At 71.2% G+C, this 24,950-nt stretch carries 25 protein-coding genes; 10 read left to right on the forward strand and 15 right to left on the reverse strand.

Annotated elements, in window-relative coordinates; genetic code table 11:
• Positions 1 to 5 precede the first annotated feature (5 nt).
• On the forward strand, positions 6 to 1,418 hold the full coding sequence (locus BMW85_RS26985; RefSeq protein ID WP_091086689.1) for an ATP-binding protein: 1,413 nt from the start codon (positions 6 to 8) through the stop codon (positions 1,416 to 1,418).
• Complete coding sequence (locus tag BMW85_RS26990; protein WP_091086692.1) at positions 1,415 to 1,930, forward strand: hypothetical protein; 516 nt, start codon at positions 1,415 to 1,417, stop codon at positions 1,928 to 1,930. The genes BMW85_RS26985 and BMW85_RS26990 overlap by 4 nt, the downstream gene beginning before the upstream one ends.
• On the opposite strand, the gene phoH2 is transcribed toward BMW85_RS26990, so the two are convergent.
• The 12 genes from phoH2 to BMW85_RS27055 form a co-directional block, all read right to left on the reverse strand.
• A complete protein-coding gene (gene phoH2 / locus BMW85_RS26995; RefSeq protein WP_245775087.1) occupies positions 1,920 to 3,245 on the reverse strand; it encodes an RNA 5'-3' helicase PhoH2 in 1,326 nt (441 codons plus the stop codon). The two genes, BMW85_RS26990 and phoH2, sit on opposite strands and share 11 nt — an antisense overlap.
• A gap of 207 nt (positions 3,246 to 3,452) precedes the next feature.
• Complete coding sequence (locus tag BMW85_RS27000) at positions 3,453 to 4,214, reverse strand: isoprenyl transferase (RefSeq protein WP_091086696.1); 762 nt, start codon at positions 4,212 to 4,214, stop codon at positions 3,453 to 3,455.
• Between the two features lie 51 nt (positions 4,215 to 4,265).
• The gene (locus BMW85_RS27005; protein ID WP_245775088.1) at positions 4,266 to 4,772 is read right to left on the reverse strand and encodes a hypothetical protein; all 507 of its coding nucleotides are present in this window, start codon (positions 4,770 to 4,772) and stop codon (positions 4,266 to 4,268) included.
• 62 nt (positions 4,773 to 4,834) lie between these two features.
• Positions 4,835 to 5,713, reverse strand: a complete 879-nt coding sequence (locus tag BMW85_RS27010; protein ID WP_091086699.1) for a DUF7064 domain-containing protein — start codon at positions 5,711 to 5,713, stop codon at positions 4,835 to 4,837.
• A gap of 19 nt (positions 5,714 to 5,732) precedes the next feature.
• Entirely contained in the window at positions 5,733 to 6,113 is a 381-nt protein-coding gene (locus BMW85_RS49755; protein ID WP_218155944.1) for an SCO6045 C-terminal-like domain-containing protein, read from the reverse strand.
• Entirely contained in the window at positions 6,110 to 6,955 is an 846-nt protein-coding gene (locus BMW85_RS27025; RefSeq protein ID WP_245775089.1) for an MbnB/TglH/ChrH family RiPP precursor modification enzyme, read from the reverse strand. Before BMW85_RS27025 ends, BMW85_RS49755 begins: the two co-directional genes overlap by 4 nt.
• A 28-nt stretch (positions 6,956 to 6,983) precedes the next feature.
• Positions 6,984 to 7,952, reverse strand: a complete 969-nt coding sequence (locus tag BMW85_RS27030; protein WP_091086705.1) for a TIGR04222 domain-containing membrane protein — start codon at positions 7,950 to 7,952, stop codon at positions 6,984 to 6,986.
• Between the two features lie 72 nt (positions 7,953 to 8,024).
• Positions 8,025 to 9,818, reverse strand: coding sequence for a phosphoenolpyruvate carboxykinase (GTP) (locus tag BMW85_RS27035; protein WP_425434372.1), 1,794 nt, complete (start codon positions 9,816 to 9,818; stop codon positions 8,025 to 8,027).
• A gap of 248 nt (positions 9,819 to 10,066) precedes the next feature.
• Entirely contained in the window at positions 10,067 to 10,588 is a 522-nt protein-coding gene (locus tag BMW85_RS27040; protein ID WP_245775090.1) for an ATP-binding transcription factor AbmR, read from the reverse strand.
• 68 nt (positions 10,589 to 10,656) lie between these two features.
• Complete coding sequence (locus tag BMW85_RS27045; protein WP_091086708.1) at positions 10,657 to 11,934, reverse strand: C40 family peptidase; 1,278 nt, start codon at positions 11,932 to 11,934, stop codon at positions 10,657 to 10,659.
• A 62-nt stretch (positions 11,935 to 11,996) separates the two neighbouring features.
• Entirely contained in the window at positions 11,997 to 12,497 is a 501-nt protein-coding gene (greA, locus tag BMW85_RS27050; protein ID WP_091086710.1) for a transcription elongation factor GreA, read from the reverse strand.
• A gap of 108 nt (positions 12,498 to 12,605) precedes the next feature.
• Complete coding sequence (locus tag BMW85_RS27055; protein WP_091086713.1) at positions 12,606 to 13,025, reverse strand: DUF4307 domain-containing protein; 420 nt, start codon at positions 13,023 to 13,025, stop codon at positions 12,606 to 12,608.
• A 135-nt stretch (positions 13,026 to 13,160) separates the two neighbouring features.
• On the opposite strand from BMW85_RS27055, the gene mca reads away from it, so the two are divergent.
• Genes mca through BMW85_RS27065 form a run of 3 tightly spaced genes read left to right on the forward strand, consistent with a single transcriptional unit; the run spans position 13,161 to position 14,570 of the window.
• Positions 13,161 to 14,045, forward strand: coding sequence for a mycothiol conjugate amidase Mca (gene mca, locus BMW85_RS27060; protein ID WP_218155945.1), 885 nt, complete (start codon positions 13,161 to 13,163; stop codon positions 14,043 to 14,045).
• Positions 14,046 to 14,093: 48 nt separating this feature from the next.
• Positions 14,094 to 14,267, forward strand: a complete 174-nt coding sequence (locus tag BMW85_RS49760) for a hypothetical protein (RefSeq protein WP_177240905.1) — start codon at positions 14,094 to 14,096, stop codon at positions 14,265 to 14,267.
• Positions 14,268 to 14,570, forward strand: a complete 303-nt coding sequence (locus BMW85_RS27065) for a GNAT family N-acetyltransferase (RefSeq protein WP_091086717.1) — start codon at positions 14,268 to 14,270, stop codon at positions 14,568 to 14,570. It begins immediately after the preceding gene.
• Between the two features lie 12 nt (positions 14,571 to 14,582).
• Here BMW85_RS27065 and BMW85_RS27070 read toward each other — a convergent pair whose 3' ends face one another.
• Positions 14,583 to 15,737: a hypothetical protein gene (locus BMW85_RS27070; protein WP_245775091.1), complete on the reverse strand. Its 1,155-nt coding sequence runs from the start codon at positions 15,735 to 15,737 to the stop codon at positions 14,583 to 14,585.
• 90 nt (positions 15,738 to 15,827) lie between these two features.
• On the opposite strand from BMW85_RS27070, the gene BMW85_RS27075 reads away from it, so the two are divergent.
• Positions 15,828 to 17,828 carry a thioredoxin domain-containing protein gene (locus BMW85_RS27075; RefSeq protein WP_177240906.1) on the forward strand — a complete coding sequence of 667 codons (2,001 nt, stop codon included), beginning with the start codon at positions 15,828 to 15,830 and terminating at the stop codon, positions 17,826 to 17,828.
• 52 nt (positions 17,829 to 17,880) lie between these two features.
• Here BMW85_RS27075 and BMW85_RS27080 read toward each other — a convergent pair whose 3' ends face one another.
• On the reverse strand, positions 17,881 to 19,944 hold the full coding sequence (locus BMW85_RS27080) for a transglycosylase domain-containing protein (RefSeq protein WP_245775092.1): 2,064 nt from the start codon (positions 19,942 to 19,944) through the stop codon (positions 17,881 to 17,883).
• A 199-nt stretch (positions 19,945 to 20,143) separates the two neighbouring features.
• Positions 20,144 to 20,632: an Lrp/AsnC family transcriptional regulator gene (locus BMW85_RS27085; protein WP_091087113.1), complete on the reverse strand. Its 489-nt coding sequence runs from the start codon at positions 20,630 to 20,632 to the stop codon at positions 20,144 to 20,146.
• Between the two features lie 103 nt (positions 20,633 to 20,735).
• On the opposite strand from BMW85_RS27085, the gene hppD reads away from it, so the two are divergent.
• The 4 genes from hppD (at position 20,736) to BMW85_RS27105 (ending at position 24,907) form a co-directional block, all read left to right on the forward strand.
• Positions 20,736 to 21,845, forward strand: a complete 1,110-nt coding sequence (hppD, locus tag BMW85_RS27090; RefSeq protein WP_091086726.1) for a 4-hydroxyphenylpyruvate dioxygenase — start codon at positions 20,736 to 20,738, stop codon at positions 21,843 to 21,845.
• 212 nt (positions 21,846 to 22,057) lie between these two features.
• Positions 22,058 to 23,476, forward strand: a complete 1,419-nt coding sequence (locus tag BMW85_RS27095; protein ID WP_245775093.1) for a M1 family metallopeptidase — start codon at positions 22,058 to 22,060, stop codon at positions 23,474 to 23,476.
• Positions 23,477 to 23,552: 76 nt separating this feature from the next.
• Complete coding sequence (locus tag BMW85_RS27100) at positions 23,553 to 24,098, forward strand: RNA polymerase sigma factor (RefSeq protein ID WP_091086730.1); 546 nt, start codon at positions 23,553 to 23,555, stop codon at positions 24,096 to 24,098.
• Complete coding sequence (locus tag BMW85_RS27105) at positions 24,095 to 24,907, forward strand: hypothetical protein (RefSeq protein ID WP_143082416.1); 813 nt, start codon at positions 24,095 to 24,097, stop codon at positions 24,905 to 24,907. The genes BMW85_RS27100 and BMW85_RS27105 overlap by 4 nt, the downstream gene beginning before the upstream one ends.
• Positions 24,908 to 24,950: the final 43 nt, after the last annotated feature.

Genomic DNA, 24,950 nt, shown 5'->3' on the forward strand with positions numbered 1-24,950 from the left:
CTTCCGTGATCCCTCTTCCCACCGGGCTGCGCGCGCGGCTCGTCATCACGTTCACGCTGGTCGCCGTCACCGCGTCCATGCTCGTGGCGACGATCGGCTTCGAGCTGGCCAAGACCGCCCTGGTCACCAGGACCGAGCGGACCTCCATGGACCTCGTCGTACGGGAGCTGGGCGGGGTCGACTTCCCCGTGGGCCGGCCGCGGCCTGGCGAGGCCGCGCCCACGAGCAGGGAGCTGAACCGCCTGGCCCAGACCATGAGCGCCCCCGGCAGGAGCGTCGTGGTCGAGTACGGCGACCTGGTCTCCGTCACCGGCCCGATGAACCTTCGCGACGTCCCCAACGAGCTCTACGGCCGGGCCAAGCAGAGCGTCGTCACCCAGCGCCGGGTGATCAGGGGCGAGCTGTGGCTCATCGTCGGCACCGAGGTCTACCGCGCCACGAACGGCGTGCCCGAGGCCACCGGGCTGCGCGCGTTCGTCTTCTTCCCCATGCGCGCCGACGTCGGCCAGCTCGACACCCTGCGCGCCAGGCTGTTCCAGGGCGGCATCGCGATCGTGCTCATCGCCCTGGTCGTGGCGCTGTTCTCGGCCCGCCAGGTGCTGCTGCCGGTGCGCCGGCTGAGCGCCGCCGCCCAGGCGCTCGGCGAGGGCCGGCTGGACACCCGCCTGCCGGTACACGGCCACGACGAGCTGGCCGGGCTGACCGCCAGGTTCAACGACGCCGCCGCGGCGCTGGAGCTGAGCGTGTCCGAGCTGCGCTCGCTGGAGGCCATGTCCCGCCGGTTCGTGGCCGACGTCTCGCACGAGCTGCGTACGCCGCTGACCGCCATGACGGCCGTGACCGACGTGCTGTCGGAGGAGGCGGACCGGCTGCCCGAGGCGCCCGCCGAGGCCGTCAGGCTGGTGCTCAGGGAGATCGAGCGCCTGCGCGAGCTGGTCGAGCACCTCATCGAGATCAGCCGCTTCGACGCCGGCACCGCCACGCTCAACCTGGAGCCGGTCAACGTGGCCGACGCCATCGACGACTGCCTCGGCACCCGCGGCTGGAACGAGCAGGTCAAGGTGAACGCCTCCCAGGGGCTGACCGCCAACCTCGACCCGAGGAGGTTCGACGTGATCGTGGCCAACCTCGTGGGCAACGCGCTCAAGCACGGCGGCCCCCCGGTGGTGGTCAGCGCCCGCAGCACCGAGAACGGGCTGGAGATCAGGGTGCGCGACCACGGCAAGGGCATCCCGCGCGAGGCGCTGCCGCACGTCTTCGACCGCTTCTTCAAGGCCGGCGCGGGCCGGGCGCGCAGCCAGGGCAGCGGCCTCGGCCTCGCCATCGCCCGCGCGAACGTGCACCTGCACGGCGGCACCATCTCGGTCCGCGCGCAGGAGCCCGGCACCCTCTTCACCGTCTGGCTGCCGCACACATGAGAGCCAGGGCCGTCCTCGCGCTGCTCGCCTGCGTCCTGCCGGCCGCCTGCGGCATCTCGCCCACCGACGTGCAGGAACGCGGCAACGCGCCCACCATAAGCATCCCGCCGCCGTCCAAGACGATCTATCTCATCAGGGACGGCAAGCTCGCGCTGGAGCCCGCCGACGTCGGGGACGACACGGTGGAGAGCCTGCTCGGTGCGCTGTTCGCGGCGTCCGGGCAGCCGCTCGGCGACCGGGAGACGGCGCTGCGCGGGTTCACGTACCTGCGGACCAAGGACTCGCTCAACCCCGTGCAGCGTGACGAGATGCAGCTCCCGCGCACGCTGACGCTGACCGTCTACATCAGGGGCGCGGGCACGCTGAGCGACCTCGGCAAGGCGCAGATCGTCTGTACGGCGCAGCAGGACGCGGCGTACGAGCAGGTCAAGATCGTCCGTGACAACGAGAACCGCCCCCCGAAGGACGAGGGGCGGTACACGTGCGGCGATCTCCGCAGCGCTACATCGTGATGTCCTCCAGCATCTCGGTGACCAGCGCGGCGATCGGCGAGCGCTCGGAGCGGGTCAGCGTGACGTGGGCGAACAGCGGATGCCCCTTGAGCTTCTCCACCACCGCCACCACGCCGTCGTGCCGCCCGACCCGCAGGTTGTCGCGCTGGGCGATGTCGTGGGTGAGCACGACGCGGGAGTTGGCGCCGATCCGGCTCAGCACCGTGAGCAGCACCCCGCGCTCCAGCGACTGGGCCTCGTCCACGATGACGAACGCGTCGTGGAGCGACCGGCCGCGGATGTGCGTGAGCGGGAGCACCTCCAGCATGCCCCGGTCCAGCACCTCGTCGATCACCTCGGGCGTGGTGACCGCGCCCAGCGTGTCGTAGACCGCCTGCGCCCACGGGCCCATCTTCTCGCCCTCGGTGCCCGGCAGGTAGCCGAGCTCCTGGCCGCCGACCGCGTAGAGCGGACGGAAGACGACCACCTTGCGGTGCTGGCGGCGCTCCAGCACGGCCTCCAGGCCCGCGCACAGCGCCAGCGCCGACTTGCCGGTGCCGGCCCGGCCGCCCAGCGAGATGATGCCGATCTCCGGGTCCATCAGCAGGTCGAGCGCGATGCGCTGCTCGGCGGAGCGGCCGTGCAGGCCGAACACCTCGCGGTCGCCGCGCACCAGGCGTACCGACTTGTCGGGCAGCACCCGGCCGAGCGCCGAGCCCCTGGCCGACAGCAGCCGCAGCCCGGTGTGCGTCGGCAGCTCCCTGGCCTCCTCCATGTCGGCCGTGCCGTGCTCGAAGAGCGTTTCGACGTCCTCGGCGGTGACCTGGATCTCGGCCATCCCGGTCCAGCCCGACTCGTGCACCAGCTCGGCGCGGTATTCCTCCGCGGTCAGGCCGATCGAGGCCGCCTTGACCCGCATGGGCAGGTCCTTGGAGACCAGCACGACGTCACAGCCCTCGGCGGCCAGGTGACGGGCCACCGTGAGAATGCGCGTGTCGTTGTCGCCGAGGCGGAATCCGACCGGCAAGATGGACGGGTCGCTGTGATTGAGCTCAACCCTGAGTGTGCCGTCCCCAGTCGGCGTCGGCATGGGCTCGTCGAGCCTGCCGTGCCTGATCCGCAGATCGTCGAGGTAGCGCAGGGCCTGCCTCGCGAAATAGCCGAGCTCTGGGTGATGCCGCTTGCCTTCAAGCTCGGTGATCACGACGATCGGCAGGACCACGTCGTGCTCGGCGAAGCGGGTCAGGGCCGCCGGGTCGGCCAGGAGCACCGAGGTGTCGAGCACGTAGGTGCGCTTGGCCGGCTGGGTCGTAGGGTTGCTCGAGGACACTGCCACACGTTCTCCCCCGGGCGCCCCACGTGCGGGCGCCCTGCAGACGAGGCGGGAATCGGACCGGACCCGCGTTCCCCGACCGCGAGACGCCGTCGGCGCCGGGTTCCGGCCCCCCTCGGCGGATCGTGGTGCAAAGGCGGGACCTCTCCGGAGTGTTCGACCTGTGGTCGGACACTTTCAACGTTACGTCCTCGATACCCGAATGTCGTGTCAAGAACCGTAACGTCGATGTCTCGCAGCGTAATCGCGCAGCGCCCGCAGGAAGTCAACCCTGCGGAAGTCGGGCCAGTAGGCCTCGTGGAAGTAGAACTCTGAGTGAGCGCTCTGCCAGAGCATGAAGCCCGACAGGCGCTGCTCGCCCGAGGTCCGGATGAGGAGGTCCGGATCGGGTTGGCCGCGAGTGTAGAGATGCTCCGCGATGTGCTCCACATCGAGCACCTCGACGAGGTCCTCGATGCTCGCTCCCTTGCTCGCTTGCTCCTGGAGCAGTGAGCGCACCGCATCGGCAATCTCACGTCTTCCTCCATACCCAACTGCAACGTTCACAATCAGGCCCGGACGGTGTGATGACACTTCTTTCGCGTTTTTCAGGACATTCGCCGTTCGGTCCGGCAGCAGGTCGAGCGCCCCTACGGGGATGATCCGCCAGCCCTGGTCCACGAGCTCCCGCGTCACGTCCTCGATGATGCGGAGGAGCGGCTCCAGCTCCTCCCGCGGCCGGTTGAGGTTGTCGTTGGAGAGCATCCAGACGGTGACGACCTCGACGCCGGTCTCGCGGCACCAGCAGAGCAGCTCGGAGATCTTGTCGGCGCCCTTGCGGTGACCCGTGGAGACGTCGCTCATCCCCATGGAGCGCGCCCAACGGCGGTTGCCGTCGATGATGACCCCGACGTGCCGGGGGATGCCGTCCTTGGACAGCTTGGCCTCCAGCCGGCGTTCGTACAGCCGGTAGACCAGGTCGCGCAGGCCCACGGAGTGTCCTCCCCAGCGGTTGCCCTCGGTCAATGACCCAACAGGCAATTATCACCGCGTTTCATCCGTGCCTGCTCCGTCTCCGGCATTCCTTGCCATATCTCTGCCTTCCAGACATCCTTCGGCCTCCTCCAGGAGACCCCGGACGAACGACGACAGCTCCGCCGAGGTCAGCACCGCCCGCATGCCCACCCCCGCCGCGCCCCACGCCTCCACGTACGCCCGCCGCGTCACCCGCCAGCGGCTCCCCTCCCACAGCGGGATCGTGCGCAGACGGCAGCTCAGCTCACCCCCCGCCGGGCCCGACCTGCTGCGGTAGCGGAAGGAGAACAGCTCGCCGTCCGGCTCCCCGCCGGGGAACCTGTCGTCGGGATCGGCCCACCGCCTGGCCGTGTCGCGGCCCGTGCGGGCCTCGTCCACGCCGTGCGCCAGCCGGGTCAGCAGCCAGCCGCAGCGCTCGCCCACGCTGCCGTACGGGGCGCCGTCGCGGTGCAGCTCAAGGGTGACCTCGTAAGGGGTGCCGACACTGTCGCGGCACGCAACGGGCGTGACGCTCAAATAGGATCCGTCGACACAGCGCAGTCCCCCCATGCACCCCTGCGTTTCCCGGCCGATGACCGCTAAACCCAGACGTGCGAGCGCCACAGCGGCGGCTGGTGCCACTCCGTCCAGCCGTGGCCGAAGCGCCCGTCCTCGGCCTCGAAGCGGCACATCGCGCGCGGGAACACCGCCGTCTCCCCCTCGGGCGAGGTCAGCGTCACCGGCGCGAACGCGACCGGCCGAGCAATCACCGCCGGCCCCGGCAGCCGCAGCACCGTCTCGGCGGGGCGGTCGCCGTCGAAGGAGGTCGCCGCCGTGAAGCCGGCCGCGTGCTCGGGCTCGCCGCCCGGCGGCACGGTGAACGCCGGCCAGGACAGGTCGAGGCCCACGTTGGCGCGCATGCCGTGCACGTACGTGCCGTCCGCCAGCCGGCCGCTGCTCCACATCCAGGAGATCGACCACCAGTCGCGTACACCCCAGCTGTGGTCGCGCTCGCCGTGGCCGTGGAAGGGCCGGCCGTCGATCGTGCCGGTCACCTCGCAGGGGACCTCGTAGCGCGGGGTGATCGCGTAGCCGTACGCGCCGCCCTCCGTGCGCCACTCCAGGTCCAGCGAGAGCGCGTCGGAGACCAGCCGGACCGCGGCCGTGCGGAACGGGTCGGCGATCCGCTGGGACGCCTCGTAGCCCGCGCCGCGCACGGTCAGGCCCGGGTCCTCGGGCAGCGGCGCGTCGTGGTCGATCACGGACGCGGCCAGGCCGTCGGGGGTGACCAGGCAGGCCCAGTACCAGGCGCGCTTCCAGTTGGGGTAGAGGCCGAGCCGCACGTAGCCGCCCAGCTCGCCGTCGTCCGCCACGAAGTCGAAGTAGTAGGACTCGTTCCACAGGGGCTCGCCGCCGGGCTCGTGGAGCCGCTCGTCCCGCTCGTCCAGGGGCCATTGGCCCATGTTGACCACGCGCATACCGCCTCCCAAGCGCATGCTACGGCAACAGCCGCCGCCACCAAGGGGCCCGGCGGCGGGGCGGATCCGGCAGCCGGCCGCGCTCGCGCAGCCAGGCGGCGAAGTCGTCGGCGTCGGCGCGGTAGCCGGGAGGCGGCTCTTCGCGGGCCCGCGCGTATGCGGCGAACTCGGCGGCCAGGTCGGGACCGGCGGCCTCGGCCGCGTCCGGGCGGAGGCGCGCCACGACGGAGCGCCGCTTGGCGAGCAGGCTCGCGGCCTGGGCGCGCAGGCGGGCCGGGTCGAAGCCGTCGGGCACCTCACCGGCCGCGACCAGCGCCCGCACCACCCGCCCCTGCGCCGCCGCCAGCCGCCTCCGCGCCGCCGCCAGGTCCTCCTCCTCCGGCGCGGCCAGGTCCGTCACCCGGGCTCCCCTGCGGCCACCCCGGCCGCCATCGCGGCGCGGATCCTGTCCAGCTCCCCGGCCAGCACGGCGTCGCTCGGGAAGCGGTCGTCCCACTCCAGCAGCACCCCGGGCGGACGGGTACGCGCGCACAGCTCGGTGAGCAGGTCCAGCACCGGCTCCGGCGGGGCCGTGGTGTGGGTGTCGTGCCAGATGCCCTGGTGCTCGTGGCCGCCGGCGACGTGCACGTACGCCAGGTGCTCCAGCGGCAGGGCGTCGAGCGCGGCCACCGCCGGCAGGCCCAGGTTGACCTGGTTGGTGTAGAGGTTGGCCACGTCGACGAGCAGCCGCACCCCGGTCCGCTCCACCAGCTCGGCGAGGAAGCGGCCCTCGGTCAGCTCGTCGTCCGGCCAGCCGAAGATCGCGGCCACGTTCTCCAGCGCCAGCGGGACGGGCAGCGCCTCCTGCGCCCGGCGTACGTTCTCGGTGACGACCCGCAGCGACTCCCGCGTACGCGGGATCGGCAGCAGATGCCCCGCCTCCACGCCGTCGCCGCGGACGAACGCCAGATGCTCGCTGACCAGCGGCGCGTCCAGCGCCTCCGCGCACGCGGCCAGGTGCGCGAGCCGCCTGGCGGAGGGCGGCTCGGCCCCGCCGACGCCGAGCGAAACGCCGTGCGGGATCACCGGCACCCCCCTGGCTCGCAGCACGCGCAGCGACTCCGGCGGCGCGCCTGGCCTTATGTTCTCGGCGACCACCTCGACGAAGTCGACGCCCGCCATGCGCTCGATGGTGAGATCCAGCTCGGCCCGCCAGCCGATCCCCACCCCCAGCTCCGCGGCCCTGTCCCGGTCCCCCGCCATACCGTCCTTCCTCTCCCCGGCGCGCTTCTCAGCCGCCGCCACCGCCGCCCCCGCACCCGCCACCGCCGCCGCATCCTCCGCCGCCGCCGCAGCTCGACCCGCCCCCGCCGTCGCCACCGCCGGAGGAGCCGAAATCGGAGCCGCCGAAGGACACGCCGTCGCCGCCGCTGTGCGCCCCGCAGGACCCGGAGCTGTCACCGCCGGGGAAGCTGGTCATCAGCTCCTTGCCCAGCGCCGGGTCCCCCGCCTCCTCCAGGCCGTAGAGCGCCACCAGCACCCCGACGGCCAGTGCGGCCGCCCCCTGGTCGCCGCGTACGCCTCTCGGATGCTGGGCCCGCGCCGCGTTCAGCACCGTGCGGCCTTCCCGGGTGACGACGTTCCTGAGCCGCCTGCCGTGCCTGACGCAGTGCACGACCCCGATCACGGGGGCGGCCACCGCGAAGAAGATCGTGGGGATGAAGACGGCGTCTGGGCCGAGCGCGTCCGAGGACTGCAGCACGTTCACCGCGACCGCGAAGGCCGCCGCCACCCACGTGACGGCCACCAGCCGCGTCCTGCGCCGCCACGCCTCCTTGAACGCCTCCTGCGGCACGAGGAGGCCGCGCGACTCAAGCCCGGCGGCGAGCGCGACCAGCGCGGGATGCGTCTCCAGCTCCCGCCGCAGCTCGGCGGCCCGGTAGCCGCCCGGTCTGGACGCGAGCGCGTCGAGCACGGCCTGCTCGATCGGCACCGGCGGGGGCGGCGCACCGTCCACGGCGGTGACCTGCGATCCCCTGGAGACGCGGACGGCGCCGGCCGTCGCGAGGACGGCCAGCGCCGTGTTCAGGGCTCTCCGGGGCCCGCCCGTGAGGTAGGCCAGCTCGTACGGCCCCAGAGGATGCCCGCGCCCGCCGGGCTCGGCTTCGGCTACCCGCCGGCTCTCGGTCTCGACCCAGTTGCTGACCGCCTGGACCGCGATCAGCATGAACAAGGCGGCGACGAGCAGGACGTAGCCCATGTTTGCCCCCCGGATGATCGGTACGGCGGCGCCACCAACGTACGACCGTGCCGCCGCACCGCACAAGGACGCCTACCCGAGCCGGTCGAGCAGGGCGTTGTACTCCTTCCACAGCTCCTTCGGCAGGTGGTCGCCGAACTTCTCGAAGTGCGCCGGGATGAGCGCCGCCTCCTCGCGCCAGATCTCGCGGTCCACGCTGAGCAGCGTGCGCAGGTCGTCCTCGGAGAGGTCGAGCCCCTCGGTGTCGAGTTCGGCGGGCAGCAGGCCGATCGGCGTGGACACGGCGTCGGCCTCGCCGTTGAGCCGGTCGACGATCCACTTGAGCACGCGGCTGTTCTCGCCGTAGCCGGGCCAGATGTAGCCGCCGTCGGCGTCCTTGCGGAACCAGTTGACGTAGTAGATGCGCGGGAGCACGGCGCCCTCACGCCGGCCGATGCTCAGCCAGTGGGCGAAGTAGTCGCCCATGTTGTAGCCGCAGAACGGCAGCATGGCGAACGGGTCGTGGCGCAGCTCGCCGACCTTGCCCTCGGCCGCGGCGGTCTTCTCGGAGGCGACGTTGGCTCCGAGGAAGACGCCGTGCTCCCAGCTCAGCGACTCCGTGACCAGCGGCACGGCGGTGGCGCGCCGGCCGCCGAACAGGATCGCGGAGATGGGCACGCCCTGCGGGTCCTGCCACTCGGGTGCGATGGTCGGGCACTGGGCGGCGGGTGTGGTGAAGCGGGCGTTCGGGTGGGCGGCCGGCTCGTCGCTGTCGGGCGTCCAGTCGCGGCCCTTCCAGTCGGTGAGGTGCGCGGGCGGCTCGTCGGTCAGGCCCTCCCACCACACGTCGCCGTCGTCGGTGAGCGCGACGTTGGTGAAGATGCTGTTGCCCCAGAGCGTCTTGACCGCGTTGGCGTTGGTGACCTGGCCGGTGCCGGGCGCGACGCCGAAGAAGCCGGCCTCCGGGTTGATGGCGTACAGGCGGCCGTCCTCGCCGAAGCGCATCCAGGCGATGTCGTCGCCGACGGTCTCGACCTTCCAACCGGGAATGGTGGGCTGGAGCATGGCGAGGTTGGTCTTGCCGCACGCGCTCGGGAAGGCGGCGGCGATGTAGCGGGTCTCGCCTGAGGGCGGGGTGAGCTTGAGTATGAGCATGTGCTCGGCCAGCCAGCCCTCGTCGCGGGCCATGACGCTGGCGATGCGCAGCGCGTAGCACTTCTTGCCGAGCAGCGCGTTGCCGCCGTAGCCGGAGCCGTAGGACCAGATCTCGCGGGTCTCGGGGAAGTGGCTGATGTACTTGGTGGAGCTGCACGGCCAGGGCACGTCGGCCTGGCCGGGCTGCAGCGGCGCGCCCACGGAGTGCACGCACTTGACGAAGTCGCCGCGCTCCTCGATGAGGCGCAGCGCGCGCTCGCCCATGCGGGTCATGATGCGCATGGAGACGGCGACGTACGGCGAGTCCGTGATCTCGACGCCGACCTGAGAGATCTCGCCGCCGAGCGGGCCCATGCAGAACGGGACGACGTACATCGTCCGGCCGCGCATGCTGCCCTTGAAGAGCTTGCCGAAGGTCTGCCGCATCTCCGCGGGCGGGATCCAGTTGTTGGTCGGCCCGGCGTCCTCGGGGCGCTCCGAGCAGATGTAGGTGCGGTCCTCGACCCTGGCGACGTCGCTGGGGTCGGACTTGGCGTAGAAGCTGTTGGGGCGGGCGGCGAGCCGGACGAGCGTGCCCTGCTCCACGAGCAGGTTGGTGAGACGGGTCCACTCCTCCTCGGAGCCGTCGCACCACTCGATCCGATCGGGCTCGGTAAGGACTGCTATCTCTTTCACCCACGCGGCCAATTCGCGATTGCTCGTCGGCGTGGGCACTTCCACGGTCACGGACACGACTGCGCTCCTCCACTCTCTCAGGGCCCAGTCATCATTAACGACGGAGCGGCCGGAAGGCCAATTGGCGTAGACCTGTTTGGCGGGGCCGTCGTCGCAGGCAGGGGCCCTGACGATTGGGGGAGCCTACCCAACCGCGGCGGATTTAAAAGAGAATTAACATTGAGTGGTCCAGTCCAATCGCAATGGTCTAAACCAATTTCCGCAGTGGTTTAGTCCATTCCTCTCGCCGTTTCCCCTGGACCGCTTCATGAATCGACGTCCGGGCCCTCGGCGCGAACGCGGTCGACGTGCTGAAGTGCGTCGCGAAGATCGGTGAGCCAGGTGTCGGCGTTCCTGCCGACCAGGCGTACGCACCAGGCGAGCGCGTCGCTGCGGCTGCGGGCCACGCCGGCGGCCACGAGCGTGTCGAGGACCTGCCGCTCCGACTGGCGCAGCCGGGTCATGACCGGCACCGACAGTGTGGTGAACATCACGGTGAACCCGCCGCAGGACACCCCCCACGACACCTTCTGCCGGAACCTGAGCTCGGCCTCGCGGGCGATCTCGATGCGCCGCTCCCTGGTCTCCTCCCTGAACCTGCGGGCCAGGCCCTCGACCAGGGCCGCGCGTTCGGCCTCCGGTGTGTCCTCGGGCGGGTCGGGGAGGGTGCCGACGACCGCGATCTCCTCGCGGTCCCTGACGATCTCGGGTGCGCCGGTGAACCAGCCTTCGGGGAGCCGCCCGGTGAACCAGCCCCGGACCTCCGCCGTCATGTCTTCTGCAGCCATGTAATCACCATTACACATTTACAAGCCGCAGGCACGCTAGGGAAGGAGGGTGTCCCCTTCGCGAGGGGTCAGCGGACGCGGGAGGCGGCGATCGGGCTGACCCGTACGACGCCGGCGAGGTTCTTGGTGTAGACCTTCGAGATCTTGACCACGTCGCCGGTGCGCGGTGCCTGGATCATCTGCCCGTTGCCCCAATAGATCGCCACATGGGAGATGTAGTCGGGGTTGGTGGGGTCGGACCGCCAGAAGATGAGGTCGCCCGGCTGCGCCTGCGAGAGCGGCACCTGCGGCCCGGTCACCCACTGCTGGTGCGTCACGCGCGGCATCCGCACGCCCGCCTGGGCGAAGGCCCACTGGACCAGCCCCGAGCAGTCGAAGGTGTTCGGGCCCTCCGCGCCCCACACGTACGGCCGCCCCAGCTTGGACGCCGCGGCCCTGAGCGCCACGTGGACCTGCTCGACCGTCATGAACGAGCCCGCCGGCCAGTTGCGCGCGGTCTGCTGCTGCGGCTGCGGCAGCACCGGGTTGACGCTGGCGACCTGGGTGCCCTTGGGCAGCACCTTGAGTATCCTGCTCCGCAGGGCGGCGGTGTCGGCGGCGGGCGCGCTGACGATGAGCGCGTTGTCGCGCGGCAGGCCGAGCGTCCGCCCGACCTCCTTGGACACCACCGCGTCGACCGCGCCGAAGCCGGTGGTCGCGTACGCGCCGATGCGCATCGTCCCGGCCGGGCCGCGCACCTGCCGGTGCAGCGACAGCCCGCCGTCGTTGCCGAGCACGAACGACACCGCGACGTCGCCCGCCGCGACGTTCTGCCAGAGCGGGTCGGAGGAGGCGGTCACCTTGGGGGTGTAGGCCCGGAACGTGGACGGATCGACCGCGAGGGTCTGCACCCGCTTGCCGTCGAGCGTGATCGAGGCGGCGTCGGCCAGCTCCAGCGCCCGCACCCCGCGCAGCCGGCCCACCTTGCGTAACTGCGCCTCGGTGAACGGCTTGCGGGTGAGCACGAACAGGTTGGGCTTGTGCAGCTTGCGCAGCGGCGCCACCGGCTTGACGGTGCGGACCGGCGTCGTCGTCTGCTTGCGCGGCCGGCGCTCGGCCAGCAACGTCTGCCGGGGGGTGGGGTGGGCGGCCCCGGCGCCGTCCGGCTCGCCCTGCGGCGGCTGGGCCAGCAGCAGCACGTCGGCGGTCAGCACCGCGACCAGCGCCACCACGATGAACGGCACCAGCTTGACCGGGTCGCGGCGCTTGCGGGACTTGACGAGAAAGGTGAGGTCCTGCCGGATCCCCCCTGGCCCCTGCCCGGGATGGCCGTACATCGGGTGCCCGTGCAGGGGTGGGGGGTGCATGACGGGTCCATGCACGAAATCCGCCGGACCAGAGGTGGCCCGGCGGTTCGTCTCAGATGGCGTCAGTTGCCGACGTACGGCACTGCCTCCAGGATCTCGACGGTGTTCTGGCGCCCGTTGGGCATGGAGTATGTCGCCTTCTCACCGATCTTCTTACCGTTGATCGCCGACCCGAGTGGCGACTTCGGCGAATAGACGTCGATCGGCGCACCGCTCTCCTCGCGCGACGCGAGCAGGAAGGTGACCTCGTCGTCGTCCCCGACGAACCGGATGGTCACCGTCATGCCGGGCCCGACCACGCCTTCGGCCTTGGGGGCCTCGCCCACCTGGGCGTTGTCGAGGATCTGACGGAGGTGGAAGATCCGGGCCTCCATCTTGCCCTGCTCGTCCTTGGCGGCGTGGTAGCCGCCGTTCTCGCGCAGGTCGCCCTCCTCACGGGCGGCCTCGATCTTCTTGGCGATGTCGACGCGCCCGGGGCCGGAGAGATATTCGTACTCCGCCTTCAGGCGGTCGTACGCCTCCTGCGTCAGCCATGTGACGTTCTCATCGCGAGAGTCGGCCACGGGTTCTCCTTGCTTGCCTAGGGGGCCCTGAGATCACTTGAGGTTTCCAACGGTTGAATTGCGAAAGGCTAACAAGTCAACCGTCGGTTCGCTTCCCCAAATGTCTCACTATACGAGATTGCAGTACTGGACGTGGACGGAAGTCGCCTGGGCACTGGTGTCCAGGCTTTCCTTGAGCTGCTTACTACCCTCACCAGCCGGGATTCTTACTTCCTTGCTGCCGACTTCCCCGTGGTTGACGTCCAGCGCCCTGATCCGGCAGACGGCCACCCTGTCGTCCGGTTTGTACACCTGGAAGGTGATCTCGGCCCGCGTCGGGCCGACCACGTCGAACATGATCACCTGCGCCGGCGCCTCCGACCCGCCCGCGGTCATCGACCACATCACGTAGCCCCATCCACCCGCGATGATGGCCACCAGGACGCCGATGACGACGTGGACGACCAGCCTGCCCCGGCGCCTTGGGCCGTCGGGCAGCTCGTCGGGGGTGCCGAGAACGGGTCCGTTCCCGACATCTCTGGTGACCATGGTGGAATCTCCCTGCACTCCCTGAGCGTTATCCGAGACAATTGTCGCCCGCGGGGGTCGCGGTACACGACCTGACCCTCACGACCGCCTGCAGACAAACTAAGTGACCGGTCCGACTGAGGAGACATCGAGCCCGTGAGTGCACCGCTGAGGCTGATGGCCGTCCACGCCCACCCCGATGACGAGTCGAGCAAGGGCGCCGCGACGATGGCGCGCTACGTGCGCGAAGGTGTGGAGGTCCTGGTGTGCACCCTGACGGGTGGTGAACGCGGGTCCGTGCTCAACCCCAAGATGGACCGTCCCGAGATCGTGGCCAACATCGCCGAGGTGCGCAGGGCCGAGATGGCGCGCGCCCGCGAGATCCTCGGCGTGGAGCAGCGCTTCATGGGCTTCGTCGACTCCGGGCTGCCGGAGAGCGAGGAGGAGCCGCTGCCCGACGGCTGCTTCGCCGTACAGAAGCTGGAGGACGCCTCCCGCCCGCTGGTGGCCGCGGTGCGCGACTTCCGGCCGCACGTGATCCTCACGTACGACGACGACGGCGGCTACCCGCACCCCGACCACATCATGACCAACCGCGTCTCGGTCGAGGCGTTCGAGGCGGCCGGCGACCCCGACCGCTACCCGGACGCCGGCGACCCGTGGCAGCCGCTCAAGCTCTACTACCAGATGGGCTTCACGAAGGAGCGCTTCGAGGCGCTGCACGAGGCCATGACCTCGCGCGGGCTCGGCTCCCCCTACTCCGACTGGATCTCCCGCTGGGAGGACCGCCCCGCCAAGTGGCCGGTCACCACGCGGGTGCCGTGCGGCGAATACTTCGACATCCGCGACGAGGCGCTGCTGGCCCACGCCACGCAGGTCGACCCCGAGGGCTTCTGGTTCGGCTGCCCGCGCGAGCTGCAGCAGGAGATCTGGCCGACCGAGGACTACCACCTGGCGCGCTCGCTGGTCGACACCGAGTTGCCGGAGGACGACCTGTTCGCCGGCATCCACGCCGACGACGTCTCGCCCGCCTGCCACTGATCCCCTGCCGAGGGCCGGACCACGGGGTCCCGGCGGCATACTGGAAGTGTGACCTATCTAGCTGCAGGTGATGTGAGTCCGGGTCTGCTCGGCTTCGTCGTCGTGGCCCTCATCGGCTTCGCCCTCTACTTCCTGATCAAGAACATGAACAAGCAGATGGCGAAGATCGAGGTGCCGCGGGCGGGCGACACGGACGACACGGACGACAAGAAGGCCGAGTAGATGCCGATCGAAGTAGTCGACAACTCGTCGGAGAGCCGTTTCGAGATCCTGGTGGACGGCAAGGTCGCCGGGTTCGCCGACTACCGCCTGCTGCCCACCAAGGTCGTCTTCACGCACACCGAGGTCTCCCCCCTGTACGAAGGCCAGGGCCTGGCCGGCCGGCTCGTCGACCACGCCCTGCGCGTCAGCGCCGACACCGGTCTCCGGGTCGTGCCGCTGTGCCCCTACGTCGCCAAGTACATCGAGCGCCACCCGGAGTTCGCGAACCTCGTGGACGCCCCCGACCACGACACCGCCAATTGACCGGGGCGGCGCTCACTCGGCGGGCGTCCAGGCCCGTTCCAGGGCCTCCGGCAGCCCCCACCAGCCGAGCGGCGTGAGCACCCCGCCGGCGTCGACGATGCCGAGGCACGCCCACAGCGGCACCACGGACGCGAAGAAGCCCTCGGTCGCCTCCAGCTCCTCCTCGTCCTGCTGCTCCTCGCTCTCGATGTCCTCCGACTCGGCGATGAGGCGGGCGATGCGCTCGGGCGAGGCGAGCACTCCCGGCCCCAGCCGGGCCAGCGCCGTCACGGCCGCCAGCCAGTCGGCGTGCTGGATGGCGCACAGGTTGGCGAGGGTGAGGTCCTCCTCGCTGAGCCGCCGCTCCAGGTCGGCGAACTCCACCAGGTCGTCCCCGCTCTCCGGCAGGTCCGCGATCGGGCCCGCGACGCCCGCCGCCACCGCCAGCCACAGCTCGCGGTCGTCGCGGGGCAGCGGCCGGTCGTCGAGCCCCGCGCAGGCGCGCAGCACGTTCGCCGGGTAGCCGGGCTCGGCCAGCAGCTCGCGCAGGCGCGCCCCGGCCGCGTCCAGCTCGGCGGCGGGCGGCTCGGGCCGGCGCGGCAGGTCGCCGAGGATGCGGCGCAGCTCCGCCAGCGCGAACGCCTCCTCCTCGTCCCAGGCGGCGAACAGCTCCTCGTCCTGCTCGTCGTTGACCGCCTGCTCGGGCACCCGGCCGTCGGGCAGCGGCGTGGCCAGCCAGCGTTCCTGCAGCTCCTCGTACGCCGCCCGCGCCTCGGGATCGCCCCCGGCCAGCGCGTCGGGGTCGATCTCGCCGGCCGCGACCCGCTCCTCCAGGTGGGCGACCAGCCGCCGGTGCATCTCGGCCGTCACCGGCCCGCGCTCGTCCTCCTCCGGCCAGACGAAGTAGCCGGGCGTCATCAGGATCGGCTCGGTGCCGGTGGACTCCAGCCAGCGCTGCACGTCGCCGACGGTGGCGACGCCGGCCTCGATCGAGCCGAGCGTCGCCTTGGCGGACTCCCAGAACGCCCGTGAGAGCGGGTTGCCGGCCGCGAGCAGCGCCCGCCGCAGGTCGGGCAGCGCCACCAGCGCCACGCCCGAGGGCACGGCGAGCAGCGCCCTGGCGACGTCCCTGCGCGTCAGGCCGGCCGCCGGGCGGGCGGCGAGCGCGCAGACGAAATCCACATCCACCCTCCGTAACCTACGCCGCCCGAGGCGACGGCGCTGGGCGGTCACCGGAGTCCGCGGGCCCGCGGTTTAGGGTGGGCCGAGGAGGTCGTGATGAACCACTTGGCAGGCTCCACCAGCCCCTATCTGCTCCAGCACGCCGACAATCCGGTCGACTGGTGGCCGTGGGGCGAGGAGGCGTTCGCGGAGGCCCGGCGGCGGGACGTGCCGCTGCTCATCAGCGTCGGCTACTCGGCCTGCCACTGGTGCCACGTGATGGCCCATGAGAGCTTCGAGGACCCCGACACCGCCCGGCTCATGAACGAGCACTTCGTCAACATCAAGGTCGACCGCGAGGAGCGGCCGGACGTCGACGCCGTCTACATGGGCGCCACGCAGGCCATGACCCGCCAGGGCGGCTGGCCGATGACGGTGTTCGCGACGCCGGACGGCCATCCGTTCTACTGCGGCACCTACTTCCCGCGCCCCCACTTCCAGCGCCTGCTGCAGGAGGTCCACAGGGTGTGGACGGGCGACCGGGAGTCGGTGCTCGACCAGGGGGCGAAGGTCGTCGAGGCGCTCGACGGCGGCACCGCGCTGCCCTCCGGCCCGCTGCCCGGCGCGGAGACGCTCGCGCGGGCGATGGACAACCTGCGGGAGTCGTTCGACCCGGTGCGTGGCGGTTTCGGCGGCGCGCCGAAGTTCCCGCCGTCCATGGTGCTGGAGTTCCTGCTGCGCTCGGGCGAGCGCGAGATGAGCGCGCGGACACTGGAGGCCATGGCCCGCGGCGGCATCTACGACCAGCTCGGCGGCGGTTTCGCCCGCTACAGCGTGGACGCCGGCTGGGTCGTCCCGCACTTCGAGAAGATGCTGTACGACAACGCGCTCCTGCTGCGCGTCTACACCCACTGGTGGAAGGCGGGCGGCGGCGACCTCGCCCGGCGGGTGGCGCTGGAGACGGCCGGCTGGCTGCTGCGCGAGATGACCACCCCCGAGGGCGGCTTCGCCTCGGCGCTCGACGCCGACAGCGAGGGCGTCGAGGGCAAGTTCTACGTCTGGACGCCCGACCAGCTCGGCGAGGTCCTGGGCGCGGACGACGGGCGGTGGGCGACCGGGCTGTTCGAGGTCACCGGCACCTTCGAGCACGGCACGTCGGTGCTGCAGCTCCCGCGCGACCCCGACGACCCCGAGCGCTACGAGCGCGTACGCGAGCGGCTGCTGGCGGCCAGGGAGCGCCGCGTGCGCCCCGGCCGCGACGACAAGGTCGTGGCCTCATGGAACGGCCTGGTCATCGCCGCGCTCGCCGAGGCGGGCGTGGTGTTCGAGCGGCCCGACCTGGTGTCCGCCGCGGAGCGCGCGGCGGAGCTGCTGGCCCGCGTCCACGTGGTGGACGGCCGGCTGCTGCGCACGTCCAGGGACGGCCGGGCGGGGGCGAACGCCGGCGTGCTGGAGGACCACGCCAACCTGGCCGAGGGCCTGATCGCCCTCTACGGCGTCACCGGCGAGGCCCGGTGGCTGCGGCTGGCGGGCACGCTGCTCGACGTCGTGCTCGACCGCTTCGCGGACGGCAGGGGCGGCTTCTACGACACGGCGGACGACGCCGAGCGGCTGTTCCAGCGGCCCCAGGACCCGACCGACAACGCCACCCCGTCCGGTCAGTTCGCGGCGGCGGGAGCCCTGCTGTCGTACGCGGCGCTGACCGGCTCGGCCCGGCACCGGGAGGCCGCCGAGGCGGCGCTCGGCACGGTGTCGGTGCTGGCGCAGGGGCACGCCCGCTTCGCCGGGTGGGGTCTCGCCGTGGCGCGGGCGGCGCTGGACGGGCCGGTGGAGGTGGCGGTCGTGGGCGCGCCCGGCGATCCCAGGCGGGCGGCGCTGCACCGGGCGGCGCTGCTGGCCGACGTGCCGGGGCTGGTGGTCGCGCTCGGCGACGGCGACGCCCCCATGCGGGGCGGCACCGGCGAGGCGCTCGCCCCCGCCGAGCCGGTGTTCCCCGCCCTGCTGGAGGGGCGCGGCCCGATCGACGAGGCGCCCGCGGCGTACGTGTGCCGCGGCTTCACCTGCCGGCTGCCGGTGACCACCGTGGACGGCCTGCGCGCGGAGCTGGCAGGCGGATGACCCCGGCCGCCGGGCCGCCGCCGTGGCGGCGGCTCAGCCGCGCCGGGGCCGCTCAGTTGCCGGGTGCTGTGCGGTCGGGGCCGTTGACGGGTGTCTGGTCGTTGCGGGCGAAGGGCTGGTCGGGCTCCTGGGACGACGGCGGGTCCGACTGCTCGGACTGGTCGCCGCGCCTGCCGAAGTCGTTCGGGCCGTTCTGGTCGTTGCGGCCGTCCTGGGCGCCGTCGCCGGGGCCCTGGCTGGGCGGCCAGCCGTCGGAGAACGGCTCGTCAGGCGCGGTCGACGGGGTGCTCCAGCCGTCGTCGGCCGGCGGTGAGGCGTCCTGCTGCGGCTCGTCCCCCTGGTCGCGGAAGGTGGAGTAGTCGTCCCAGCCGTAGTCGGACGGCTCGGGGAACTCCTCGACCGGCTTGCCCGCCATGGCCTCGGTCATGAACGCCCGCCAGATCTGAGCGGGGAGCCGGCCGCCGAACTGGGTGCCGTAGCCGGGGACCGTCACGGTCTTGTTGTCGTCGCGGAACATGTTGACCGCGACCGCGAGCTGCGGCGTGAACCCGTTGAACCAGACCGAGCGGGAGTCGTCCGTGGTGCCGGTCTTGCCGGCCACCGGCCGGTCGTAGAGGCGGGCCGCGGTGCCGGTGCCGTATTTGACGACCTGCTGCATCGCGTACGTCGTGTCGGCCGCGGCCTGCTCGCCGACGACCTTCGTCGAGACCGGCTTGACGACCTCCTTGTGCCCCTCGCCGTCGGTGATCGACTTGAGCACGTGCGCCTCCACGTGCACGCCCTTGTTGGCGAACGTGGAGAAGCCGGAGGCGTTCTGGACGGCGCTGACCGAGGAGACGCCGAGCGGGAAGGAGGCGGCGTCCTTCTGGGTGAGCTGGGCGGCCGGGATGCCGGCCTTCTCGGCGGTCGCGGCCACCTTGTCCAGCCCGACCTTCTGCCCGAGGTCAACGAACGCGGTGTTGACAGAGTTCTGGGTGGCCTGGACCAGGTCGATGCGCCCGTAGGAGCGCCCGCTGTCGTTGGGGATGGGCTTGTCGGCCGAGGCCACCCGCAGCGGCGAGTTGCCGTCGACTGTGGTGGACAGGTCGAAGCCGTTGTCGAGCGCGGCGGCCAGCGTGTAGGGCTTGAACGTCGAGCCCGCCATGACCTTGGCCGAGAAGGCGTTGTCGTAGGCGTAACGCTCGGGGTTGCCGCCGTAGAAGGCGACGACTTCGCCGGTCGCGGGATCGACGGCGGCGAGCCCGGTGCGCACCTTCTGGGAGGTGCCGTCGGGCAGCGTCGCCTTGACCGCCCGCTCGGCCGCCGTCATGAGCTTCTTGTCGAAGGTCGAGACGATCTTCAGCCCGCCGCTGTTGATCTCCTCGTCGGTGTAGCCGCGCCGGTTGAGCTCGTCGGTGACCTGCTGGAGCATGTAGCGGGCCTGGCCCTTGAGCTCGAACGGTTTCTTCGGCGCGACCAGCTCGGGGAACTTCTGGGCGCTCGCCTCCTCGGCGCTCAGCGCGCCGGTCTCGCGCATGGCGTCGATCACGGACTTCCAGCGGTAGCGCGCCGCCTGCAGGTCGGCGCCCTCGGGGTCGGCGAAGCGGCTGGGCTGCTGGATCACGGCGGCGAGGTAGGCGCCCTCGGCCACGTCGAGGTCCTCGACGTCCTTGCCGAAGTAGGCGCGGGCGGCCGACTGCACGCCGTTGGCGCCGCGGCCGAAGTAGATCGTGTTGAGGTACTGCTCCAGCACCCAGTCCTTCGGCTTGGACTGGTCGACCTTCATCGCGATCAGGATCTCTTTGAACTTGCGGGTGACCGAGCGCTCCTGGCTGAGGCCGCTGTAGTAGTTGCGGACGAGCTGCTGGGTGATGGTCGAGCCGCCCTGGAGCTGCTGCCCGGTCACGGTGGACCACAGGGCCCGCGCGGTGCCTTTGGCCGAGACGCCGGCGTCCTCGTAGAACGAGCGGTTCTCGGCCGCGATGACGGACTCGCGCACGTGCTTCGGCACCTTGTCCAGCTCGACCACCTTGCGGTCGACGCCCTGCCGGGCGAGGACGGTCTTGCCGTCGCGATAATAGATCACCGAGCCCTGCGCGGTGGCCTGTTTCTGGGTGGTGTCGGGAATAGGAGTCATCGCCCACGCGACCGCGAAAAGGCCGACGAGTACGAGGATTCCCGCTCCCAAACAAATCAGCAGAAGCCGGAGAATCCGCCGTTTCGGCATTCCGCCTCCTCCACCGCTCCGCACCTTCGACCCCCCTAGTCGTAAGCCTGCAAGCTGGGCGAACGCCAAGGGTAAACGATCGATATCGGTGCCCCGTCCCACAGCGATACTACGTCGAGCGGCTCTCGCGACGCGGAACATCGGCGACCAAGGGCAGCACTCGGTAAGGAACCGGGGTGTCCAGGGCAATGATCGAATTAGTCCGCAACACGCCTTGGACATCCACTATTTGATCGATAACTCGCTGTAGATCCGCATTCGTCCGTGCGACCACCCGGCAGAGCAGATCGCTGGCCCCGGTGATCGTGTGCACCTCCAGCACCTCGGGGATGCGCGCCAGCCGGTCGGCGACCGGATCGTGCCCGGAGACCTGGCGGATCTCCATCGTGACGAAGGCGGTGACGCCATAGCCGAGCGCGGCGGGCGACACGTCAGGGCCGAAACCGGTGATCACCCCGCGGGCGGCCAGCCGGTCGAGCCGGGCCTGTACGGTGCCGCGGGCCACCCCGAGGCGGCGCGAGCACTCCAGCACCCCGAGGCGGGGCTCGGCGGTCAGCAGCGCGATGAGCCGGGCGTCGAGATCGTCGATCGTCGTCATGCTGTACAGGAATAGCGGACGGCCGCCCTCAGGGCTAGGCAGATTGTCCACTCTTTCAAGTAACTCTTGCGCAACTCGTCCAGGCATATCGAGAGTTAGGGGCATGAGCGATGTTTTTCCGGTCAACGGCATGGACGCCGTCGTCTTCGCGGTCGGCAACGCCCGCCAGGCGGCCCACTACTACTCCACCGCGTTCGGGATGAAGCTGGTGGCCTATCGGGGGCCGGAGAACGGCAGCCCCGAGACGGCCGCGTACGTGCTCACCTCGGGCAGCGCCACCTTCGAGTTCCGCGCCTCGATCCGGCCAGGCACCGACCTGGCCCGGCACGTCGCCGAGCACGGCGACGGGGTGATCGACCTGGCCATCCAGGTGCCGGACGTGGAGGCCGCCTACCGGCACGCCGTCGAGCAGGGGGCGAAGGGGTTGGAGGAGCCGTACACGCTGGAGGACGAGCACGGCAAGGTGGTGCTCGCGGCCATCGCGACGTACGGCGAGACGCGGCACACGCTCGTCGACCGCGCCAACTACAGCGGCCCCTACCTGCCCGGCTACGCCCCCGCCGAGCCGCTGGTCGCCCCGCCCGCGACCCGGACCGGCCGGCTCTTCCAGGCGGTGGACCACTGCGTCGGCAACGTCGAGCTGGGCAAGATGGACGAGTGGGTGGAGTTCTACCGCAAGGTCATGGGCTTCACCAACATGGCCGAGTTCATCGGCGACGACATCGCGACCGAGTACTCCGCGCTCATGTCGAAGGTCGTGGCCGACGGCACCCGCAAGGTCAAGTTCCCGCTCAACGAGCCGGCCGTCAGCCGCAAGAAGTCGCAGATCGACGAGTACCTGGAGTTCTACGGCGGCCCCGGCGTGCAGCACATCGCGCTGGCCACCAACGACATCATCACCACGGTCGACCACATGAGGGCGGCCGGGGTGCGCTTCCTCGACACGCCGGACTCGTACTACGACGACCCCGAGCTGCGCGAGCGCATCGGGCAGGTGCGGGCGCCGATCGAGGAGCTGAAGAAGCGCCGCATCCTGGTGGACCGCGACGAGGACGGCTACCTGCTGCAGATCTTCACCCAGCCCGTGCAGGACCGGCCCACCGTGTTCTTCGAGCTGATCGAGCGGCACGGCTCGCTCGGGTTCGGCAAGGGCAACTTCAAGGCGCTCTTCGAGGCCATCGAGCGCGAGCAGGAACGCAGAGGCAACCTTTAGTTTGTCCCGACGTGTCCCGGGCGATCAGAACACCATGGGACCGTCGTCACCGTTAGGGCCCGAGGACGCCGCCGCATGTCCGTGCGCCGGCGTCCTCGCCGCGTACCCCGTCGAACCCTCCCGTACGAGAACCCGCAGACCAGGCCGTGTCGCAGCCGGGGCCTGACCGAGCGTAATATTCTGGTCACGGATCGAAGGGGGCTGATTCGGGGATGCGTTACGAAAGGCGCGCAGTCACGATCTTGGTGGCGCTGGTCGGCGCGCTCGCCTGCACACCGGCCGACCAGCCGCCCCCGTCCACCGATCCCACGGCCGCCGCGATCGCCGACGGCCGCGCGGGCGCGCCCGGCATCGGCGACCCCGCCTTCCCCCTGGACGGCAACGGCGGCTACGACGTCGCCCACTACGCCATCGCCATCGACTACACACCCTCCGACAAGCAGCTGCGCGGCGTCACCACCATCACCGCCGCCGCCACCCAGGACCTGTCCAGCTTCGATCTCGACCTGACCGGCTACAACGTCAGCGGCGTCACCGTCGACGACGAGGCCGCCACCTTCAGCCGCAAGGGCCAGGAGCTCACGATCCGGCCGGCGCGCCCGATCGGCGACGACGACCGCTTCACCGTCCGGGTGTCCTACGCCGGCACCCCCCAGCCGGTCGTCAACTCCGCCAACCTCGGCACCTACGGCTTCATCCCGACCCGCGACGGCGCGTTCGTCACCGCCGAGCCCGACGGCGCCAAGACCTGGTTCCCGTCCAACGACCACCCCGCCGACAAGGCCACCTTCGACTTCGCGATCACCGTGCCCGCCGGGCTGACCGTCCTGGCCAACGGCGAGCTGACCAGCCGGCCCACCACCGTGGGCGGCAGGACCACGTGGCGCTGGCACGAGAGGCAGCCGATGGCCACCTACCTCGCCACGGCCACGCTCGGCACGTTCGACCTGCGCGAGGGGCGCACCGCCGCCGGCATCCCGCTGCTGGCCGCCGTCGATCCGGCGTTCAAGAGCTCGCTCGACAAGCTCTACACCGTCTCCGGCGAGGTCACCGACTACTGGTCCACGGTCTTCGGCCCCTATCCGTTCGGCTCGACCGGCGGCGTCGTCGACGACTTCTCCACCGGCTACGCCTTGGAAAACCAGACCAAGCCGATGTACGGCGGCTTCGCCCCCGACGAGGCCATCATCGCCCACGAGCTGGCCCACCAGTGGTTCGGCGACAGCCTCACCATCCGGCGCTGGAAGGACATCTGGCTCAACGAGGGCTTCGCCACCTACGCCGAGTGGCTGTGGTCCGAGCACAAGGGCAAGAGCACCGCCGAGGCCATCTTCGAGCGCAACCACGCCCGCCCGGCCGACGACCCGATCTGGGCCTACCCGCCCGGACAGGCCAGGGCCGACGACCTGTTCAACCAGTCCGTCTACACGCGCGGCGCGATGACCCTGCACGCCCTGCGCAAGGCCGTCGGCGACGAGACGTTCTTCAAGCTGCTGCGCGCCTGGACCGCCGAGCACCGCTACGGCAACGTCACGACCGAGCAGTTCATCGCGCTCGCCGAGAAGATGTCGGGCAAGGACCTCGGCCCGCTCTTCGACGCCTGGCTCTTCCAGCCCCGCCGCCCCGCCTGACCAGGGAGGCAACGTTTTCCGTCGCCCGGTCCAAGTAAAGGTGTAAGGCGAACGACGGAAAAGGAAGTGGCGGGCCATGCGCCTCAACGAGGACCCCGCGGCCTTCGAGGCCTTCTACCGCCGTCATGTGGACGCGGTTCTGAGGTTCGTGACCAGACGGGTGAGCGACCCGCACCTGGCCGCCGACCTCACGGCCGACATCTTCGTGGCGGTGCTGGACTCCGCGCACACCTACGTTCCCGGCCGCGGCGGCGAGGCCGCCTGGCTGTACGGCATCGCGCGCAACGTCGTGTCGGCCCAGTACCGGCGGGCGGCCCGGGAGTCCCGGGCCGGCGGCCGGCTGGCCGGCCGGCGGCTGCTGGACGACGACGATCTCACCCGGATGGAGGAGCGGATCGACGCCGGGCGCCGGATGCGCCACGCCTGGGAGGCCCTGGCCGGGCTGCCCGAGGGCGAGCGCGCGGTGCTCGAGCTCGTCGCGATCGACCAGCTCAGCGTGAAGGAGGCCGCCGCGGCCCTCGGGATCCGTCAGGTGACCGCCCGGGTCAGGTTACACAGGGCCAGACGAGCCCTGCGCGACGTCGCTTCGCCGGCATCCGTGTACCTGGAAGGACAGGCATGAGCAGCTTCGAGGAGCGCCTTCTCAGTGCACTCAAGTCGGAGATCACCACGAGAACGGCGGACGACATGACGATGACGAGCACTCCCCCGGCCCCAGCGGGACGACAGGGCGGACGACAGGGCGGACGACTGGGCGGACGACTGGGCGGACGACTGGGCGGACGGCGGCTGGCGGTGGCCGTCGCGGGCGTGGCGGCGGCCGCCGCCACGGTCGTGACGCTGAACGCGACCGTGCTCCAAGGGCCCGCGTACGCGGTCACCAAGGCGCCGGACGGTACGGTCAGCGTCCGGATCAGCGCGTTCACCGACCCCGGCGGGCTGGTGGCCGAGCTGGGCCGCCACGGCGTCAAGGCGGTCGTGGACTACCTGCCCGAGGGGCGGACGTGCCGGCCTGAGCGCGGCCGGACGGGCGGCGTGCTCGGCCGCTTCGGCAGCGACATCAGGCGGGACGGCGACGGGATCTCCTTCTCCTTCACGCCAGGGCAGGTGCCGGGCAGGTCGACGCTCGTCCTGGCCGTCACCAAGGGCCCGGACGGCGACCGCGGGCTGCCGTCCGCGATCTCGCTCCAGGTGGTGGAGGGTGAGGTCGCGCCCTGCGTGGCCACCTCCCTGCCGCTGCCGTCGTCCGGACCCGGCGGCACGGGCGAAGGGAAGGACGACGGCCCCGGCGTGGTCACCCACGAGGACGACGGCTCCGGCCCCACGACCCGCGAGGACGGCGGTCCCGGCCCCACGACCCGCGAGGACGGCGGCCCTGGCCTGGTCACGCGCGAGAACAACGGCTCCGGCTCAGCCCAGAGCACCGGCTGACACCCTCCGTTCCGGCCCCGCCCCCTGCACCCCGGGGCGGGGC

This window comes from Nonomuraea wenchangensis (assembly GCF_900111685.1).
Lineage (GTDB): Bacteria > Actinomycetota > Actinomycetes > Streptosporangiales > Streptosporangiaceae > Nonomuraea > Nonomuraea wenchangensis.

Excerpts from the sequence above, each read along its gene's own strand:
- BMW85_RS26990 (WP_091086692.1), top strand. The coding sequence starts at position 1,415 with ATGAGAGCCAGGGCCGTCCTCGCGCTGCTCGCCTGCGTCCTGCCGGCC.
- BMW85_RS27010 (WP_091086699.1), bottom strand. The coding sequence starts at position 5,713 with ATGCGCGTGGTCAACATGGGCCAATGGCCCCTGGACGAGCGGGACGAG.
- BMW85_RS27025 (WP_245775089.1), bottom strand. The coding sequence starts at position 6,955 with ATGGCGGGGGACCGGGACAGGGCCGCGGAGCTGGGGGTGGGGATCGGC.
- BMW85_RS27030 (WP_091086705.1), bottom strand. The coding sequence starts at position 7,952 with ATGGGCTACGTCCTGCTCGTCGCCGCCTTGTTCATGCTGATCGCGGTC.
- BMW85_RS27040 (WP_245775090.1), bottom strand. The coding sequence starts at position 10,588 with ATGGCTGCAGAAGACATGACGGCGGAGGTCCGGGGCTGGTTCACCGGG.
- BMW85_RS27045 (WP_091086708.1), bottom strand. The coding sequence starts at position 11,934 with ATGCACCCCCCACCCCTGCACGGGCACCCGATGTACGGCCATCCCGGG.
- BMW85_RS27055 (WP_091086713.1), bottom strand. The coding sequence starts at position 13,025 with ATGGTCACCAGAGATGTCGGGAACGGACCCGTTCTCGGCACCCCCGAC.
- BMW85_RS27065 (WP_091086717.1), top strand. The coding sequence starts at position 14,268 with ATGCCGATCGAAGTAGTCGACAACTCGTCGGAGAGCCGTTTCGAGATC.
- BMW85_RS27075 (WP_177240906.1), top strand. The coding sequence starts at position 15,828 with ATGAACCACTTGGCAGGCTCCACCAGCCCCTATCTGCTCCAGCACGCC.
- BMW85_RS27080 (WP_245775092.1), bottom strand. The coding sequence starts at position 19,944 with ATGACTCCTATTCCCGACACCACCCAGAAACAGGCCACCGCGCAGGGC.
- BMW85_RS27085 (WP_091087113.1), bottom strand. The coding sequence starts at position 20,632 with ATGACGACGATCGACGATCTCGACGCCCGGCTCATCGCGCTGCTGACC.
- hppD (WP_091086726.1), top strand. The coding sequence starts at position 20,736 with ATGAGCGATGTTTTTCCGGTCAACGGCATGGACGCCGTCGTCTTCGCG.
- BMW85_RS27095 (WP_245775093.1), top strand. The coding sequence starts at position 22,058 with ATGCGTTACGAAAGGCGCGCAGTCACGATCTTGGTGGCGCTGGTCGGC.
- BMW85_RS27100 (WP_091086730.1), top strand. The coding sequence starts at position 23,553 with ATGCGCCTCAACGAGGACCCCGCGGCCTTCGAGGCCTTCTACCGCCGT.
- BMW85_RS27105 (WP_143082416.1), top strand. The coding sequence starts at position 24,095 with ATGAGCAGCTTCGAGGAGCGCCTTCTCAGTGCACTCAAGTCGGAGATC.